This is a genomic window from Siminovitchia thermophila (assembly GCF_016909185.1).
GTDB lineage: Bacteria > Bacillota > Bacilli > Bacillales > Bacillaceae_C > Siminovitchia > Siminovitchia thermophila.
Map to the genome: position 1 here is coordinate 16,113 of NZ_JAFBFH010000032.1, position 15,470 is coordinate 31,582.

The window sequence follows — 15,470 nt, forward strand, 5'->3', positions numbered from 1 at the left end:
ATTTACAACAGGAGGGTGAAAATATTGTCATTCCAATTTAAGCTGCCTGATATTGGAGAAGGAATCCATGAAGGCGAAATTGTGAAATGGTTCGTGGAACCTGGTAAGAAAGTGGAAGAAGATGACGTATTATGTGAAGTGCAAAATGACAAAGCCGTGGTGGAAATACCATCTCCGGTAACTGGTACAGTGGAGGAAATACTCGTTCAGGAAGGCGAGACGGCTGTTGTCGGAGATGTGCTCGTTACATTTGATGCGCCGGGATACGAAGATCTCCAGTTTAAAGGGGACAGTGGTGAAGAAGAAACCGAAGCGGACGTGCAATCAACCGCAGAATCCGGACAGGATATTCAAAAAGAAGAAGTGAAAGCTGAAGAAAAACAGGAAAAAGAAGCAGAAAGCACGGGTGCCGCGGCTGAGCAGGAAAAAACGAACAACCGGGTTATCGCAATGCCTTCTGTACGCAAATACGCCCGTGAAAAAAATGTTGATATCCAAAAGGTAACAGGTACAGGTAAAAACGGCAGAATACTAAAAGAAGATATTGACCAGTATTTGAACGCGCCAGAAAAAGCTACAGAAGTTCCTGACACTCAGGAAGTTCAAAAGGCGGATACGAAGCAAGAAGAAAAACCGAAGGCTCCTGTCGTTCTGGAAGGAGAATATCCTGAAACAAGAGAAAAAATGAGCGGGATTCGCAAAGCGATTGCCAAAGCAATGGTTAATTCGAAACATACCGCTCCGCACGTCACCATTTTGGATGAAGTGGATGTTACAGAACTTGTTGCCCACCGGAAGAAATTTAAAGCTGTTGCGGCCGAGAAAAATATAAAATTGACGTACCTCCCTTATGTTGTAAAGGCGCTCGTCAGCACATTGCGTGAATATCCGGCGCTTAATACATCGGTTGATGATGAAAAAGAAGAAATCATCCAGAAACACTACTACAATATCGGTATTGCCGCCGACACTGAGCGTGGGTTGCTTGTCCCTGTTGTTAAGCATGCCGACTCCAAATCTGTTTTTGCGATTTCAAAAGAAATCAATGAACTGGCGGAAAAAGCGAGAAGCGGCAAACTTAGTCCGAATGAAATGAGCGGAGGCTCGTGCACAATTACGAACATCGGATCTGCCGGGGGCCAATGGTTTACGCCAGTGATCAATCATCCGGAAACAGCCATTCTGGGTATTGGCAGAATTGCTGAAAAACCGGTAGTCAAAAATGGTGAAATTGTAGCCGCTCCTGTGTTAGCATTATCCTTGAGCTTTGATCATCGGGTTATTGATGGAGTTACCGCACAGCAGGCATTAAATCAGATAAAACGTCTGTTGAGCGACCCGGAACTTTTACTAATGGAGGCGTAGAGAATGGTAGTAGGAGATTTCCCAATTGAAACCGATACGATTGTGATAGGGGCGGGACCCGGCGGCTACGTTGCGGCTATTCGGGCTGCTCAGCTTGGCCAAAAAGTGACGATCGTGGAAAAAGGTAACCTTGGAGGAGTTTGTTTAAATGTGGGATGTATTCCATCCAAAGCACTCATTTCTGCTTCGCACCGCTATGATGAGGCCAAAAATTCCAGCGATATCGGCATTAACGCGGAAAACGTTACGTTGGATTTTTCAAAAGTGCAAGAATGGAAATCCGGCGTCGTTAACAAGCTGACCGGAGGAGTTGAAGGCCTTTTAAAAGGGAACAAAGTCGACATCGTCCAAGGTGAAGCCTACTTTGTGGATGAAAACAGCGTCCGTGTCATGGACGATAACTCAGCACAAACGTATACGTTCAAAAACGCCATTATTGCGACTGGATCTCGTCCTGTTGAAATCCCCGGCTTTACATATTCGAAACGGGTGATTGATTCAACAGGAGCCCTCAACCTTGACGAACTGCCGAAAAAACTCGTTGTTGTCGGAGGAGGCTATATCGGGGTTGAACTGGGAACAGCATATGCCAATTTTGGAACTGAAGTAACGATCATTGAAGGAATGAAAGAAATTTTGGGCGGATTTGAAAAACAAATGACCGCTCTTGTCAAAAGAAACTTGAAAAAGAAAAACGTGTCGGTTGTGACCAACGCGTCGGCAAAAGGTGTCGAAGAGACAGACGATGGTGTAAAAGTGACGTATGAGGCCAAAGGGGAAGAACATACGATTGAAGCGGATTATGTCCTTGTTACAGTCGGAAGAAAGCCGAATACGGACGAGCTTGGTCTTGAGCAAGTCGGCATTAAAGTAAACGACCAAGGTCTGATTGAAGTAGACAAGCAGTTAAGAACGAATATACCGAACATCTTTGCCATTGGCGATATCGTTGATGGGCCAAAGCTTGCTCATAAAGCATCCTACGAAGGAAAAATCGCCGCCGAAGTCATTTCGGGTCATTCTTCAGAGATTGATTATCTTGGCATTCCGGCTGTCGTCTTTTCCGAGCCGGAGCTGGCATCTGTTGGCTACACGGAGAAGCAAGCGAAAGAAGAAGGCATTGACATTGCAGTAGGAAGATTTCCGTTTGCGGCAAATGGCCGGGCACTCGCACTTAATGCGACGGACGGATTTGTCAAATTAATTACTCGCAAAGAGGACGGACTCGTTATTGGCGGACAAGTTGCCGGAGCGAGCGCATCCGATATGATCGCTGAGATCGGACTCGCCATTGAAGCCGGGATGACAGCCGAGGACATCGCGATGACGATCCACGCCCATCCTACTTTGGGAGAAATTACGATGGAAGCCGCGGAAGTGGCACTGGGAACGCCTATTCATATTGTGAAATAAAAAATAGTCGAAAAACACATGGATTCTTCCTGTATGAGGAACAACACCATGTGTTTTTCCTTTGTAGATACACATGTTTTTAATAAAGACTAAATTCATAGTTTTAAATCCCGCCGTAACGTGCATATTATCAGTAAGATGCAAATCACTTTCATGAGACGGTGGAGATTTTGGATGAATAAATATATTGCTCTTATTTTACAACTAATGATTTGGAGCGGGTTTACGTTGGTGGAATGGCTTTCGGGAGGGGACCGCCTTTTTTTCAAAGTTATTTTGTTTGGAGTGTTTTTTTATCTCGCTTTTATGCTGGCAAGGATCATTCTCAAATCCAATAAAATCACTTTTATCATAACGGTTATGAGTCTTTCTGCTTATTCAGCCATGCATTTGTTCTTGCAGTTTATTTTTCCAACATGACTTTTCGCTTATGTCATTCCTAGGCCAAAAATGGGTATAATGAAATATATTCGAATGAAAATAGTAGATTTATAGAAGGTGAAATGGTTTTATGAAATGGTTTTACATCATGTTATGTGCAATGTTTTTGCTGGGCTGCTCCAGCGAAGCAGGAACGGAAACTGAAAAGGCCGGGGGCAAGGGTTCAACCCCGCAAGACGAAGGAACCGAAAAGAAAAGCAGGAATGATGACAAAGAGGTAGATTCGAAAGAAGAGCAAGCAGAAAATAAAGAAGAGAATGAGATCGAGAAAGCACAAGCAAAACCCGAGTACAAAATGAATGAAATGTATGCACTTGAACCGATTGCCGATGCAAATCCGCAAGTGGTCTTGCTGACCATTGATGACGCTCCCGACAAATATGCGCTGGATATGGCTCATATATTGAAAAAACTTGAGGCCCCTGCCATCTTTTTTGTCAACGGGCACTTTATCAACACACCCGAAAAAGAAAAAATGTTAAAGGAAATATATGACCTTGGGTTTGTCATCGGGAACCATACCTATTCCCACAGTGATTTGACAACTTTGCCGGAAGAAAAACAATTGGAGGAAATTGTTTCCGTCAACGATATCGTGGAAAAGGTAACGGGGGAGCGACCGAAATTTTTCCGGGCCCCGTTTGGAAAGAATACGGATAAGAGCAAGGAGATTGCAGCCCAGGAAGGCATGGTGCTGATGAATTGGACGTACGGTTATGACTGGGAGTCCCAATACAAAACAGGGGATGCCATATCTGACATTATGGTCAATACACCCTATCTTCAAAACGGCGCCAATTTGCTGATGCATGACAGAGAGTGGACAAGAGACGGTTTGGAAAAAATGGTTCAGGGGTTGCGGGAAAAAGGCTACGACATGGCAGATCCGAATCTCATTGCAATTGAATGACAACAGGATAACCAATTTGTCATATGTGACATACAATTTGTGCTTGATTTCAGATATATGATACCCTAATATAAAATAAAAGATTTCATTTTCTTACGAAAGGAATGAAATAAATGGGTATCATTGTCTGCCAAGCATGCAATGAAACGATTGATTATTTTGAAGATGAGAAGGTCACGACACTTTATTCCTGTTGCTGTGACTGCGGAAAAAAAGAGGAAACAACAGTCGCCACTGCCATTTAAGGAAGCAGCCCCGGGTATGCTTCCTTTTTTTTGTTGGAGAAAGGTTTTTTCGAAAAGCATGGAGAATGAATACAGAAAAGGAAAAAAAGGAGAAGATGGCAGTGGAACAGTTGAAAACGCGAGTGACTGACTTATTACATATTCAATATCCGATCATTCAGGGAGGCCTTGCTTATCTGGCCTATTCGGAACTGGCTGCAGCCGTTTCAAACGCAGGTGGACTTGGACAGATAACGGCAATGTCGCTGGAAAACCCGGAAATGTTGAAGGAAGAAATTAAAAAAACGAAAGAATTGACCGATAAGCCTTTTGGCGTTAATTTTGCAATCGGCCAGCACGGACGACCTTTTGAACATATGGTTGAAGCCGCCATAGAGGAAAGTGTCAGTGTTGTTTCCGTGACTGGCGGAAACCCTGCCCCATTTTTCAAGATGCTGGAAGGTGTCGATGTCAAAAAGCTCGTGCTTGTTGCAGCTAAAAGACAGGCGCAGAAAGCGGAAGAGCTTGGAGCGGACGCTGTAATGGTTGTTGGTCAGGAAGGCGGGGGGCATATCGGCAAAGATGATATCGGGACTTTTGTTCTTATTCCGCGCGTTGTGGACAGTGTGCAAATACCTGTCATTGCTTCGGGGGGAATCGCTGATGGCAGAGGATTGATGGCTGCCCTTGCACTCGGCGCGGAAGGAATTGAGATGGGAACACGATTTATTGCGACAAAAGAATGTGTACATGCTTCCGAGGAATACAAGCAGGCGATTATCAAGGGAGAGGAAACCGATACTGTTGTCATCAAACAGACTTTAAATGCCCCAGGCAGGGTCATTGTAAATGATTGGGCGAAAAAAATTCTGGACATCGAGCAAGCGGGCGGCGGCTACGAAGAAATGAAAGAGTATATCAGCGGGGAAGCAAACAAAAAATATATACATGAAGGTCTTGTAGATCAAGGATATGGTTGGGCCGGCCAGGCAATTGGATTAATACATAAAGTGGTCAGTGTTGAAGAGTTGATCCAATCGCTGATTTCGGAGGCAGCAGGAATTCGAAAGAAGTGGGGTGTAAAATAAATGGAATATCAATATCCCTGTTCACACCATTGGACGACGGAAGAAATCATTGCCGTCATTCATTTTTTTCAAGCTGTAGAAAAGGCCTATGAAACAGGCATTCCCCGGGATGAATTTATGGCTCAATATCGCCGCTTCAAACAAATTGTTCCCGGAAAAGCAGAAGAAAAAAAGGTGACGAAGGAATTTGAAGAGGTAAGCGGATACTCCGCTTACCAAGTTTTTCAAAAAGCGAAGCAGGCTGAAGATAACAAAACCATCATCATAAAACATACATGATCCCTTATGAACGCATTGATCCAATGCGTTTATTTTTTTGCTAAAAAGGGTACTAAACTAGTAAGCAGAAGGACTCATATAACATTTTCATAGGTAAGTGCACAATTTTGTTACCGGCATAATGCAGACAACATAAGATATCATAAGTAAATTGTGAATTAAGGTCAGGATGGAGATTAATTTTGGAAGGGGTGTTTTTTCATGAAGCAAGTAATGAATGCTTATCGCAAAAAGTCGATGGATAAACAAAAACTTGCTGTCCTTCACCTTGAGTTGAACTATGAATTGGCTGTGTTATTTGATGCCATGCAAGAGGAAAATGAAGAGTTGAAAATAAAAGCAAAGCGAAAGTTGGAAAAAATTCGTGCCGAGTTAATGAAAATGGAAGCATTGTGAGAGTTTGACAAATGAAATTAGACATCAATGAATATAAACATATGAAAAAGCGGACTCACTATTAAGGGCCATGTTTCATAATAGGGGTTCGTTTTTTTGTGTGGTGGCACTTGAAAACGTTCCCTTAATTATCTAAGCTTGTAGCAAGGCAACTATGAAAGACTTTTTTGGAGGTAAACAATGACAAACTGGACGGAAATTGATCAATGTGCTCGGGCCTGGTTGAAGGAAGCCGGCGATAAAATTATTTTATCATTTCAAACGGCTCTTCAAATAAAGGAAAAAACGAACGCAAACGACCTTGTTACGAATATCGATCAGGAGACAGAACGATTTTTTGCCAAACAGATTAGACAAACATTTCCCGGACATCGAATTATGGGGGAAGAAGGTTTTGGTGATGACCTAAAAGATCTTTCCGGAGTCGTATGGATCGTCGACCCCATTGATGGAACGACGAATTTTATCCATCAAAAACGGAATTTTATGATCTCCATCGGAATATTTGAAAACGGTGAATCGCGTCTTGGGTACATATATGATGTCGTATTAAACGAAATATATGTTGCTGTTGCGGGTGAGGGAGCTTATTGGAATGATGAACAGCTCCCCATGTTGAAAGAAACAACTGTTGACAAGGCTGTTATTGGTATTAACCTGACGTGGCTGACATCCAACAGGCTGTTGGATCCGGCCAAAACACTTATACCCTTGGCAAATGATGTGCGCGGAACTCGTTCATACGGTTCAGCTGCCATGGAATTTGCTTACGTATCGACAGGAAGGCTTGATGCCTACATAACGATGCGGCTTTCTCCATGGGATTTCGCAGGCGGAAAAATCATTCTGGAAGAAGTGGGAGGGAAAATAACCAATTTAAAAGGGGAACCTTTGAATCTGCTTGAAAAAACCCCGGTTGTCGCCGCAAAACCGCGTCTCCATGAAAAAATAATAGAAGAGTATTTAAAAAAGGGCATTCAATAACAAACGGCGCCATTCATTGAATGGACGCCGTGTTGTGGATACTAAGCATGAGAATACACCGGGTTATCTTATAGCCTTCCGGCTTCCCGAAGCTTTTTTTTCATTTTAAAACCGTAACCCATGACGGATACTAAAATAATCAAGCAAATGAGCATTCCCAACATGCTTTGTACTCCGAGCGAAATGCCCATTCCCACAATGGAAAATGCCGCCAAAATGGCGAGACATAAAAAGTTCCACTTTATGCCAGTCACAAACGTTCGCCTCCTTATTGATATTGTACAAAAAAATTAACCATTTAACCACCATTTATGATATAATTGTCAGGTTCAATGTTCAATATGCACGACTTAGGCAGGAGGAACAACTTTGAATAAAAGAGATGATATAAGAAATATAGCGATCATTGCCCATGTTGATCATGGGAAAACGACATTGGTGGATCAGCTTTTAAGACAATCAGGGATTTTCCGTACGAATGAGCACGTTGAAGATCGTGTAATGGATTCCAATGAATTGGAACGTGAACGGGGAATCACAATTTTGGCTAAAAATACAGCCATTCAATATAAAGGTACAAAAATCAATATCATGGATACCCCTGGACATGCCGATTTTGGCGGTGAAGTAGAGCGGATTTTGCGAATGGTTGACGGCGTTTTGCTTGTTGTGGATGCTTACGAGGGTTGCATGCCCCAAACGCGGTTTGTTTTGAAAAAAGCGCTTGAACAAAACTTGACACCGATCGTTGTTGTCAATAAAGTCGACCGTGATTTTGCCCGCCCGGAAGAAGTGGTGGACGAGGTGTTGGAATTGTTTATCGAACTGGATGCGAACGATGACCAGCTTGAATTTCCAGTTGTTTTTGCTTCCGGCATAAACGGAACAGCAAGTACAGAACCGGACCGTCAGGAAGAAACGATGGAAGTCCTTTACGAAACGATATTGGATCATATTCCGGCTCCCGTGGAAAATCGGGAAGAGCCGCTCCAACTCCAAGTCTCTTTGCTGGATTATGACAAGTATGTTGGCAGAACCGGCATCGGCCGTATCTTTCGCGGAACAATTAAAGTCGGGCAACAGGTCGCCCTTTTAAAACAAGATGGCACAGTAAAACAATTTCGGGTGACCAAGCTGTTCGGATTCTTTGGTTTAAAAAGAGTAGAGATCGACGAAGCATTTTCTGGCGATATCGTTGCCGTTTCTGGGATGGAAGATATAAATGTGGGTGAAACGCTTTGCCCGGTAGACCATCAAGAGCCTCTGCCGATCCTCACAATTGACGAGCCTACTTTGCAAATGACATTTCTTGTCAATAATAGTCCGTTCGCCGGCAGGGAAGGCAAATTTGTCACTGCCAGAAAAATTGAAGAAAGGCTTATGACACAGTTGGAGACCGATGTCAGTTTGCGTGTAGAACTTGGCGATTCTCCCGATACTTGGATCGTCTCCGGACGTGGTGAGCTCCATTTGTCTATTTTAATTGAAAATATGCGGCGTGAAGGTTTTGAACTGCAGGTTTCCAAGCCGAAAGTCATCGTGAAAGAAATTGATGGGACCCTTTGTGAGCCGATTGAGCACGTACAAATCGATGCCCCTGAGGAACATACGGGCAGCATCATTGAATCTCTCGGCTCCCGAAAAGGGACAATGCTGGACATGATCAATAACGGAAAAGGACAGGTCAGGTTGATCTTCCAGGTTCCGGCGCGAGGGCTGATCGGCTATACGACTGAATTTATGTCGATTACAAGAGGGTACGGCATCTTGAACCACACCTTTGATAGTTATCAGCCAATGGCACAGGGACAGATAGGCGGGCGACATCAAGGAGTGCTCGTTTCCATGGAAAGTGGAAAAGCAACAACTTATGGCATCATGCATGTCGAAGACCGCGGTACTATTTTCGTCGAACCCGGAACCGAAATATACGAGGGAATGATCATCGGAGAGCATACCCGGGAAAATGACCTTGCTGTCAATATTACGAAAACAAAGCATGCAACAAACGTTCGTTCGGCTACGAAAGATCAAACGTCGACTATTAAAAGGCCGAGGATCATGTCGTTGGAAGAGTCGCTTGAATACTTGAATGACGATGAGTTGTGTGAAGTCACTCCCGAGTCAATCCGATTGAGGAAAAAGATTTTGAATAAAAATGAACGGGAAAAAGTGGCGAAAAAGAAAAAATATGTCTAAACGGGTTTTTAAACATGGTAAATATGATATGCTTATTTGGGATTCTTCTGTATGGAGGAATCCCCTTTTAAAAGGCTGGAAAAGGAGGGAGCGGAAATGAATTTCTTCGGAAGCCTGGCATCCATTATCGCCATGACCAAAGAAGATCAGGCTGTCATTGACAGATTTTCTGCCATTTATAGATTTTACTACGATTTGACTCAAAATCCGCCAACGGCAAACTGGCTTTTTTATGTAACGATCATTGCCCTTAGCATCCTTGTGTATAAATTGGGGTTTGCCAAAAAGCTCCCATTGCTAAAATCCGCTATTATTTACATTTTTCTCATAGCGGGATGTACGGTACTTACCTTTTTGGGCATTTTCCTGCCAATAGCGGAAGGGCTTATTGTTGCGGCCCTCATTTTAATCCTTTATAAGATCAGATTACACAAAGAAAAAAAATCGGGTGCACTATAGCTTCAGGCACCACAAACGAAAAACACCCATGCACACACAATGAACTGCATCCATCTAACTATTGGAGGTGCAGTTTTTTCTATGGCTACATTTACTGCAGAAGATAAATTACAAGCAATTGAGTGAAATTTAAATAGAAATGAGGTTCAAATGAACAGCAAAATCGTTAAGAACTGATCATAAAGCGATTCTAAAATGGGTGAAACAATATGAGTATAACGGCGTAGAAGCGTTTATAAAACGGTATACAAATTATCCAGCACAGTTTAAACCAGATGTACTAAAATGCATGATTGAACACGGTACGTCCTTACTTGAAACTGCGGTATATGTAATATATCTACTCAACCTGCACTTCGCAGTGGAAAAAACAATTTGAAACACAAGGATTCGATGCCCTTCAATCAAAGAAAAAGGGACGTCCACCCGTTAAAAAAGAAACGAATACTCGGTAATGGAGAATTTCTTTGGGATTATGAATTCGGAAGAGTCTGGGATACAATAAAAAACGAAAAATACAGTGAAACTTCATTCAGTAGGAGTATTCTTCCCTCTCCTACTGAATGTTAGTTGAACGAATCGGGCATTTAGGTGCCGTTATCTCCCACTTAGACCTTTTGTATCAACTCAGGTCTTGAAGTGGGAGTTTTACGCCACCTTACATGCTGGATAAATGGTCCCAGTGTATAATACGCAAGCTTTTAGCGTAGTCAAAATAGGTAGACTCTTGCGGGAATAGCTCGAGCTGAAGATCCCGCAGGAAAGCGACCTTTGCTTTCCGAGGAAGCTGATGCCGGGCCCGCGGAAAGCAAAATATTTTGGCGTAGCGATGATAGGGATTTTTCTGAACAATTATAAATGAATCGTTCGATTTTTTATATACCAGCCTCGTTGTAATTGTAAAACACTTTAAATTAGAAAAATATATCGATTACTACGGATAAAGTCAAAATTAAAAATGAGTCCGGTGCAATACCGAACTCATTTTACTCAAGTTGCCTGATGAAATAACCGTGTCTAACTTTTAGGGGTGACTTCACAAGGCTTGGGTGTTTTACATTCTAGAAGTCATTTTTCTTTTTTTTAAAACTGTACAGGTGAAATTGTCCGCTTGCAAACCGGGCTCTTGTCTTTTCTTCAATTCGGTTGTGGCATTGTTCACACATATACGTATGGATCGGCCTGTTCCGAAGCTTTTTTGCAAGCGGCGTGTCATCTTCAAGCTCGTTTTGTTCATCACATATCACACACTGTACTTTCATAAAGACCACCTCAAGTACAAATGGAAATTCCTTCTGTACGATTATACCATGATTCGGTGATTGTATAAATTATCGCTTTAAATGGCAGTAAGACTTCCACTGAAATGGGGTTGGGTGGAGGCCTGCCAGTACCAGCCGGATTGGCTTAACTAACAATTAGCGGCCCAAAAGCTCTCCGCCGCTAGAAGTTTCGCCTTAACCGCCTTTAACTGGCAGTAAAAAGGTTGGGTGGGGCTCAACCGCCAGTAACAGCCCGGTTTCGGTCGGCTCCATTGTTAAAAATCGGCATCGTCACATCATCTGTTTTTCAAAGATTCCGACCACGAAAAGTGATGTGGCTTACAGGATTATTAGTGTAAGTGAAGCGATTTCGATAGCATCGTCTTCGCCTGAAAAAAGCGCGAGCTTCAAGGACGTTGCTTCCGGAGCTTGCCACCTAATCGGTGAGGGCTTAGAGGATCGCAGGCTAAGAACACTACATCAGGCCTGCACGACCCAACCAACCCGCTGCTAGCATTTTTTCCTTTATTCTTCCGTAGATTGCTCTTGCTGTTCCTTGTTTAAAGTTCTGTTTTCATTTTGATTCATTTCCCGCTTGGGCTTTTGGGGGGCCTCTTCGGGATTTTTATTCATTTCCCGGGGCGGAGCCTCCGGCATTACCCTGCCTGTTATATCTGCCAACTCATTCATAATCCCCTGAAGCGGCTGGCCTGCTGCAAAATCATTTCTTAATTCGTCAAGTCTTTCATTCAAATCGGGGTCGGCTACGACAACCGCGCCGGCTCCCAGCGGATCATGCTTAATGCTTTCAACAACCGAATATTTAAGAGAGCCGACTTTTGATCTGTCCATGTCTTTGTCCACATCAATTCCGATTACGGCATAATCCCCGGCAACAACCGCCCTGGCTCCTCTTACTCCCCGAACTTGTGAAGCCAAGTTGGCAAGATGGTCTGCCTTATCTATATTATCTCGGCGATTATCGTCCGCCATTTCTTCATTTTTTGTACTAACACCTTGTGGTCTGGGCTCGTTCGTATTATTTTCCATATTATTTTGTTGCCCGCATGCCGCCAATAAAAAAATGCACATGAGTAATAAAACTTTTTTCATATGAATTGCCTCCTTTCATATTGCCTTCTTACACTTATATTGTGAAAGAGCTTCTATCTTTATGCGGTCAGGCATATATTTCTGAAAAAGTGCTGACTGGCACCGGCGCATTTCTCGCTTCATATGATATTAAAAAGGAGCAGGAGGCATCAATTTGACGAAAATTTACGTGTTAGATACGAATGTCTTGCTTCAAGATCCGAATGCCGTATTTTCATTTCAAGATAATGAGATCGTCATTCCGGCTGTAGTATTGGAGGAACTCGATTCTAAAAAAAGGGATATGAGTGAAATCGGCAGGAATGCAAGACATGTTTCCAAATTGATTGACAGCTTCAGGAAGACGGGAAAATTGCATGAACAAATCATTCTCGAAAATGGCGGCACACTGAGAATTGAATTGAACCATAGATCCTTTCATCAACTGCAGGAGATTTTTCTTGAAAAAACAAATGATAATCGCATACTCGCGGTGGCGAAGAATATCGCCATTGAAGAAGAGGGAAAGGAAGATGGAAAGCCGGTGATCATCGTAAGCAAAGATGCATTATTAAGGGTGAAAGCCGATGCTCTTGGCTTGCTTGCAGAAGATTTTTTGAGCGACCGGGTCGTTGAAGTCGAACACTTGTATACCGGAATGCAAGAAATTTTTGTCGATATCGACTGTTTAAGGATTTTTTACGAAAAGGGCGAAATATCCGCTTTGGATTTATCAGAAAAAAAGACCTTTTATCCAAATCAATTCGTCATCATGAAAGATGAAATGGGGAGCTCGTCTTCCGGGATTGGGATGGTCGATAAACGGGGAGCAAACATTAAAAAGCTCAAAAGCAGTTATGAGTCCATATGGGGAATCAGACCAAGGAACGCTCAGCAAATGATGGCCGCAGAACTGCTCTTCCGAAATGATATCCAGCTTGTCACAATGATCGGCAAAGCCGGTACGGGAAAGACTTTGCTTGCACTGGCTGCAGGGTTAATGCAGACGGAAGACTTGCAGTCGTACAAAAAGCTGTTGGTGGCGCGCCCGATCGTTCCAGTTGGAAAGGATATCGGGTATTTGCCCGGAGAAAAACAAGAAAAATTACGGCCTTGGATGCAGCCGATATACGACAACCTTGAATATTTATTCAATACAAAAAAGCCGGGGGAACTCGATTCGATCCTCGCCGGAATGGGCTCAATAGAGGTAGAAGCGCTCACATATATTCGAGGAAGAAGCATTCCGGAGCAATTTATCATTATAGATGAAGCTCAAAATTTGACGAAGCATGAAGCAAAGACAATATTAACAAGGGTGGGAGAAAGAAGCAAAATTGTTTTGATGGGTGATCCGCAACAAATCGACCATCCTTATTTGGATGAATACAACAACGGTTTGACATACGTATTGGAGAAGTTTAAAGGGGAAAGTGCGGCGGGGCATATTAAGCTTGTCAAAGGTGAAAGATCCCAATTGGCGCAGCTTGCCGCTGACATATTATAAGCCTTTTCCAAAAGTGATCATAATGACAAATATTCCTGAGAAGGACGAGATTTCAACAAGAGAGTAAAAGAGGATGCCCTTTTAGGGACTGAATTGGCCAATTAAGTGATCATTGCTCCGAATAAAATGATCGCTGTTTTTTATTCATTCCTGAACTCTTCAATGAGGATGTGATGATGATCTGCCCTTTTCTTGCATACTTGAAAATAGAAGGAATCAGCGGATTGAAGTAGCATCTGGACGAATCCGCGGGCTGAAGAACCATTACATATCGTAATCCATATGCGCTTTAGTGTTGTCTTGAAATGAAAAGCTCGCCATGTTTTGATCAATAATTTCCTCGGAAGCGGAATGGGCAGTTTGAAGAATGAGGCAACTCATGCGCTTAACTGTCAGACAAGCCCCCGATTAGCGCTAACCAGAGTCCTCCCAGGGGGGAGAGACTCGCTTCAAGATTCATTCAATAGGCACAATAAACTTCCTGCCGCTTTGTGACGCGGTAAACAAAACAAGCGATATCGCAAAGCGGTTTAAGATGCTAATCGTGATTCTCTGAATACTATCTTGAAAAAGAGCCACGCAGAAAAAGCGGAGCTTTTTCGAGGAGAGGGGGGCGCAACTGCGACAACGTCAGATTGTTTCTTGCCAATATTCATACAAAAGTTACATAAAGAAAGAGTGCGGAACACAACTAAATCAGCTGATGAAAAAACGAACAATAAAGTGAAACTTCATTTAGTAGGAGTCTCTTACGGCATCTTACATGCGGGATAAAGTGAAACTTCATTCAAGGAATGCTTTTCTCCTTGAATGTTAGTTGAACCAATCGGGCATTTAGGTGCCGTTATCTCCCACTTAGCCCTTGTATATTCACTCCAGATTTTGAAGTGGGGGTCTTACGGCACCTTACATGCGGGATAAAGTGAAACTTCATTCAAGGAATGCTTTTCTCCTTGAATGTTAGTTGAACCAATCGGGCATTTAGGTGCCGTTATCTCCCACTTAGCCCTTTTATATTCATTCCAGATTTTGAAGTGGGGGTCTTACGGCACCTTACATGCCGGATAAATGGTCCCTGTGTATAATACGCAAGCTTTTAGCGTAGTCAACATATGTGGACTCCTGCGGGAATAGCTCGAGCTGAAGGTCCCGCAGGAAAGCGACCTTTGTTTTCCGAGGAAGCTGAAGAGACCTGCGAAAAGCGCAATATGTAGACGTAGCGATGATAGGGATTTTTTTTACACAAATAAACCGAACAATTATAAATGAATTGTTCGGCTTTTGCTATTTCGGATTTGCTTATGTCCCAGCCTCGCATCTGTTTTACCCTATTCCACACGAAAACCTTTGACAAACTTAATCGGGTTATTTCTATTGGACCCGTCTGAGTGTAACACATGTACAGGACCGTCTTCTCGAAGCGGCTTACCGTCTTTTGAAAAAGCAAGGATTAAATCATACGCGTTTTCAAGAGGATATGAAATGTCTTTTGAATCTGTTTCGATGACAAATGTTGAGGCATCCTTTTCAGGCTCGGCATTTTCCAAAAATGGTTTTAAAGAAATGCCGAAAGTGCCTGTCAGCAATTTCGTTTTTTCAAATTGCCGTTCTGATTTAAGGGTTGGCGGGGAAACATTTCCTTCTTTGATCACCCTGTCCCAATGTTTGGAGGCTACTGTAAATTCTTCTTCATCGTCCTCTTTATGGTCTTCCGAAAAATATGTATTCAAATCGATTTTGCGGTCATCGAAAATCCAAACACCCGCATCCAATGTGATTGGAAACTTGACCTTGCCTTTAATCGGGAGAATCGTATCCATCATTTAACCTCCTTCTTATCCTGGAGTAAGT

General features: G+C 42.9%; 16 protein-coding genes and 1 pseudogene. 13 read left to right on the forward strand and 4 right to left on the reverse strand.

The features are described 5' to 3' along the window. Positions 1-24: 24 nt before the first annotated feature. The 9 genes from JOC94_RS17975 (at position 25) to JOC94_RS18015 (ending at position 7,100) form a co-directional block, all read left to right on the forward strand. Entirely contained in the window at positions 25-1,365 is a 1,341-nt protein-coding gene (locus JOC94_RS17975) for a dihydrolipoamide acetyltransferase family protein (RefSeq protein WP_077111259.1), read from the forward strand. A gap of 3 nt (positions 1,366-1,368) precedes the next feature. After that, a complete protein-coding gene (lpdA, locus tag JOC94_RS17980) occupies positions 1,369-2,778 on the forward strand; it encodes a dihydrolipoyl dehydrogenase (protein WP_077111258.1) in 1,410 nt (469 codons plus the stop codon). 174 nt (positions 2,779-2,952) lie between these two features. Then, positions 2,953-3,198 carry a hypothetical protein gene (locus JOC94_RS17985; protein ID WP_077111257.1) on the forward strand — a complete coding sequence of 82 codons (246 nt, stop codon included), beginning with the start codon at positions 2,953-2,955 and terminating at the stop codon, positions 3,196-3,198. Between the two features lie 91 nt (positions 3,199-3,289). Continuing rightward, a complete protein-coding gene (locus JOC94_RS17990; RefSeq protein WP_077111256.1) occupies positions 3,290-4,129 on the forward strand; it encodes a polysaccharide deacetylase family protein in 840 nt (279 codons plus the stop codon). A gap of 113 nt (positions 4,130-4,242) precedes the next feature. Then, a complete protein-coding gene (locus tag JOC94_RS17995) occupies positions 4,243-4,374 on the forward strand; it encodes a GapA-binding peptide SR1P (protein ID WP_077111255.1) in 132 nt (43 codons plus the stop codon). A gap of 95 nt (positions 4,375-4,469) precedes the next feature. Next, entirely contained in the window at positions 4,470-5,441 is a 972-nt protein-coding gene (locus tag JOC94_RS18000; RefSeq protein ID WP_077111275.1) for an NAD(P)H-dependent flavin oxidoreductase, read from the forward strand. Continuing rightward, entirely contained in the window at positions 5,442-5,720 is a 279-nt protein-coding gene (locus tag JOC94_RS18005; RefSeq protein ID WP_077111254.1) for a UPF0223 family protein, read from the forward strand. Positions 5,721-5,921: 201 nt separating this feature from the next. Continuing rightward, positions 5,922-6,116: a hypothetical protein gene (locus JOC94_RS18010; RefSeq protein ID WP_077111253.1), complete on the forward strand. Its 195-nt coding sequence runs from the start codon at positions 5,922-5,924 to the stop codon at positions 6,114-6,116. 180 nt (positions 6,117-6,296) lie between these two features. Continuing rightward, positions 6,297-7,100 (forward strand): inositol monophosphatase family protein, encoded by an 804-nt coding sequence (locus JOC94_RS18015; RefSeq protein ID WP_077111252.1) that lies wholly within the window; start codon positions 6,297-6,299, stop codon positions 7,098-7,100. Between the two features lie 68 nt (positions 7,101-7,168). Here JOC94_RS18015 and JOC94_RS18020 read toward each other — a convergent pair whose 3' ends face one another. Next, positions 7,169-7,354 carry a YlaF family protein gene (locus JOC94_RS18020; protein ID WP_077111251.1) on the reverse strand — a complete coding sequence of 62 codons (186 nt, stop codon included), beginning with the start codon at positions 7,352-7,354 and terminating at the stop codon, positions 7,169-7,171. 115 nt (positions 7,355-7,469) lie between these two features. Between JOC94_RS18020 and typA the strand changes: the two genes are divergently transcribed. The 3 genes and pseudogenes from typA to JOC94_RS23660 all read left to right on the forward strand — a co-directional run. Continuing rightward, on the forward strand, positions 7,470-9,299 hold the full coding sequence (gene typA, locus JOC94_RS18025) for a translational GTPase TypA (RefSeq protein ID WP_077111250.1): 1,830 nt from the start codon (positions 7,470-7,472) through the stop codon (positions 9,297-9,299). A gap of 96 nt (positions 9,300-9,395) precedes the next feature. After that, complete coding sequence (locus JOC94_RS18030; RefSeq protein ID WP_171973874.1) at positions 9,396-9,758, forward strand: YlaH-like family protein; 363 nt, start codon at positions 9,396-9,398, stop codon at positions 9,756-9,758. A gap of 262 nt (positions 9,759-10,020) precedes the next feature. After that, a pseudogene (locus JOC94_RS23660) lies at positions 10,021-10,204 on the forward strand (helix-turn-helix domain-containing protein); the annotation flags it as partial. Positions 10,205-10,819: 615 nt separating this feature from the next. Here JOC94_RS23660 and JOC94_RS18035 read toward each other — a convergent pair. Continuing rightward, positions 10,820-11,020: a YlaI family protein gene (locus JOC94_RS18035; RefSeq protein ID WP_077111249.1), complete on the reverse strand. Its 201-nt coding sequence runs from the start codon at positions 11,018-11,020 to the stop codon at positions 10,820-10,822. Positions 11,021-11,545: 525 nt separating this feature from the next. Continuing rightward, a complete protein-coding gene (locus JOC94_RS18040) occupies positions 11,546-12,133 on the reverse strand; it encodes a YhcN/YlaJ family sporulation lipoprotein (RefSeq protein WP_077111248.1) in 588 nt (195 codons plus the stop codon). A gap of 154 nt (positions 12,134-12,287) precedes the next feature. Between JOC94_RS18040 and JOC94_RS18045 the strand changes: the two genes are divergently transcribed. Beyond that, on the forward strand, positions 12,288-13,619 hold the full coding sequence (locus JOC94_RS18045; RefSeq protein WP_077111247.1) for a PhoH family protein: 1,332 nt from the start codon (positions 12,288-12,290) through the stop codon (positions 13,617-13,619). Between the two features lie 1,328 nt (positions 13,620-14,947). Here the strand turns inward: JOC94_RS18045 and JOC94_RS18050 are convergent. After that, positions 14,948-15,439, reverse strand: a complete 492-nt coding sequence (locus JOC94_RS18050; RefSeq protein WP_077110980.1) for a molybdopterin-binding protein — start codon at positions 15,437-15,439, stop codon at positions 14,948-14,950. Positions 15,440-15,470 lie beyond the last annotated feature (31 nt).

What these genes read in the sequence shown, in the direction of transcription:
- lpdA (WP_077111258.1), top strand. Translation starts at nt 1,369, where the DNA reads ATGGTAGTAGGAGATTTCCCAATTGAAACCGATACGATTGTGATAGGG.
- JOC94_RS17985 (WP_077111257.1), top strand. Translation starts at nt 2,953, where the DNA reads ATGAATAAATATATTGCTCTTATTTTACAACTAATGATTTGGAGCGGG.
- JOC94_RS17990 (WP_077111256.1), top strand. Translation starts at nt 3,290, where the DNA reads ATGAAATGGTTTTACATCATGTTATGTGCAATGTTTTTGCTGGGCTGC.
- JOC94_RS17995 (WP_077111255.1), top strand. Translation starts at nt 4,243, where the DNA reads ATGGGTATCATTGTCTGCCAAGCATGCAATGAAACGATTGATTATTTT.
- JOC94_RS18000 (WP_077111275.1), top strand. Translation starts at nt 4,470, where the DNA reads ATGGCAGTGGAACAGTTGAAAACGCGAGTGACTGACTTATTACATATT.
- JOC94_RS18005 (WP_077111254.1), top strand. Translation starts at nt 5,442, where the DNA reads ATGGAATATCAATATCCCTGTTCACACCATTGGACGACGGAAGAAATC.
- JOC94_RS18010 (WP_077111253.1), top strand. Translation starts at nt 5,922, where the DNA reads ATGAAGCAAGTAATGAATGCTTATCGCAAAAAGTCGATGGATAAACAA.
- JOC94_RS18015 (WP_077111252.1), top strand. Translation starts at nt 6,297, where the DNA reads ATGACAAACTGGACGGAAATTGATCAATGTGCTCGGGCCTGGTTGAAG.
- JOC94_RS18030 (WP_171973874.1), top strand. Translation starts at nt 9,396, where the DNA reads ATGAATTTCTTCGGAAGCCTGGCATCCATTATCGCCATGACCAAAGAA.
- JOC94_RS18035 (WP_077111249.1), bottom strand. Translation starts at nt 11,020, where the DNA reads ATGAAAGTACAGTGTGTGATATGTGATGAACAAAACGAGCTTGAAGAT.
- JOC94_RS18040 (WP_077111248.1), bottom strand. Translation starts at nt 12,133, where the DNA reads ATGAAAAAAGTTTTATTACTCATGTGCATTTTTTTATTGGCGGCATGC.
- JOC94_RS18050 (WP_077110980.1), bottom strand. Translation starts at nt 15,439, where the DNA reads ATGGATACGATTCTCCCGATTAAAGGCAAGGTCAAGTTTCCAATCACA.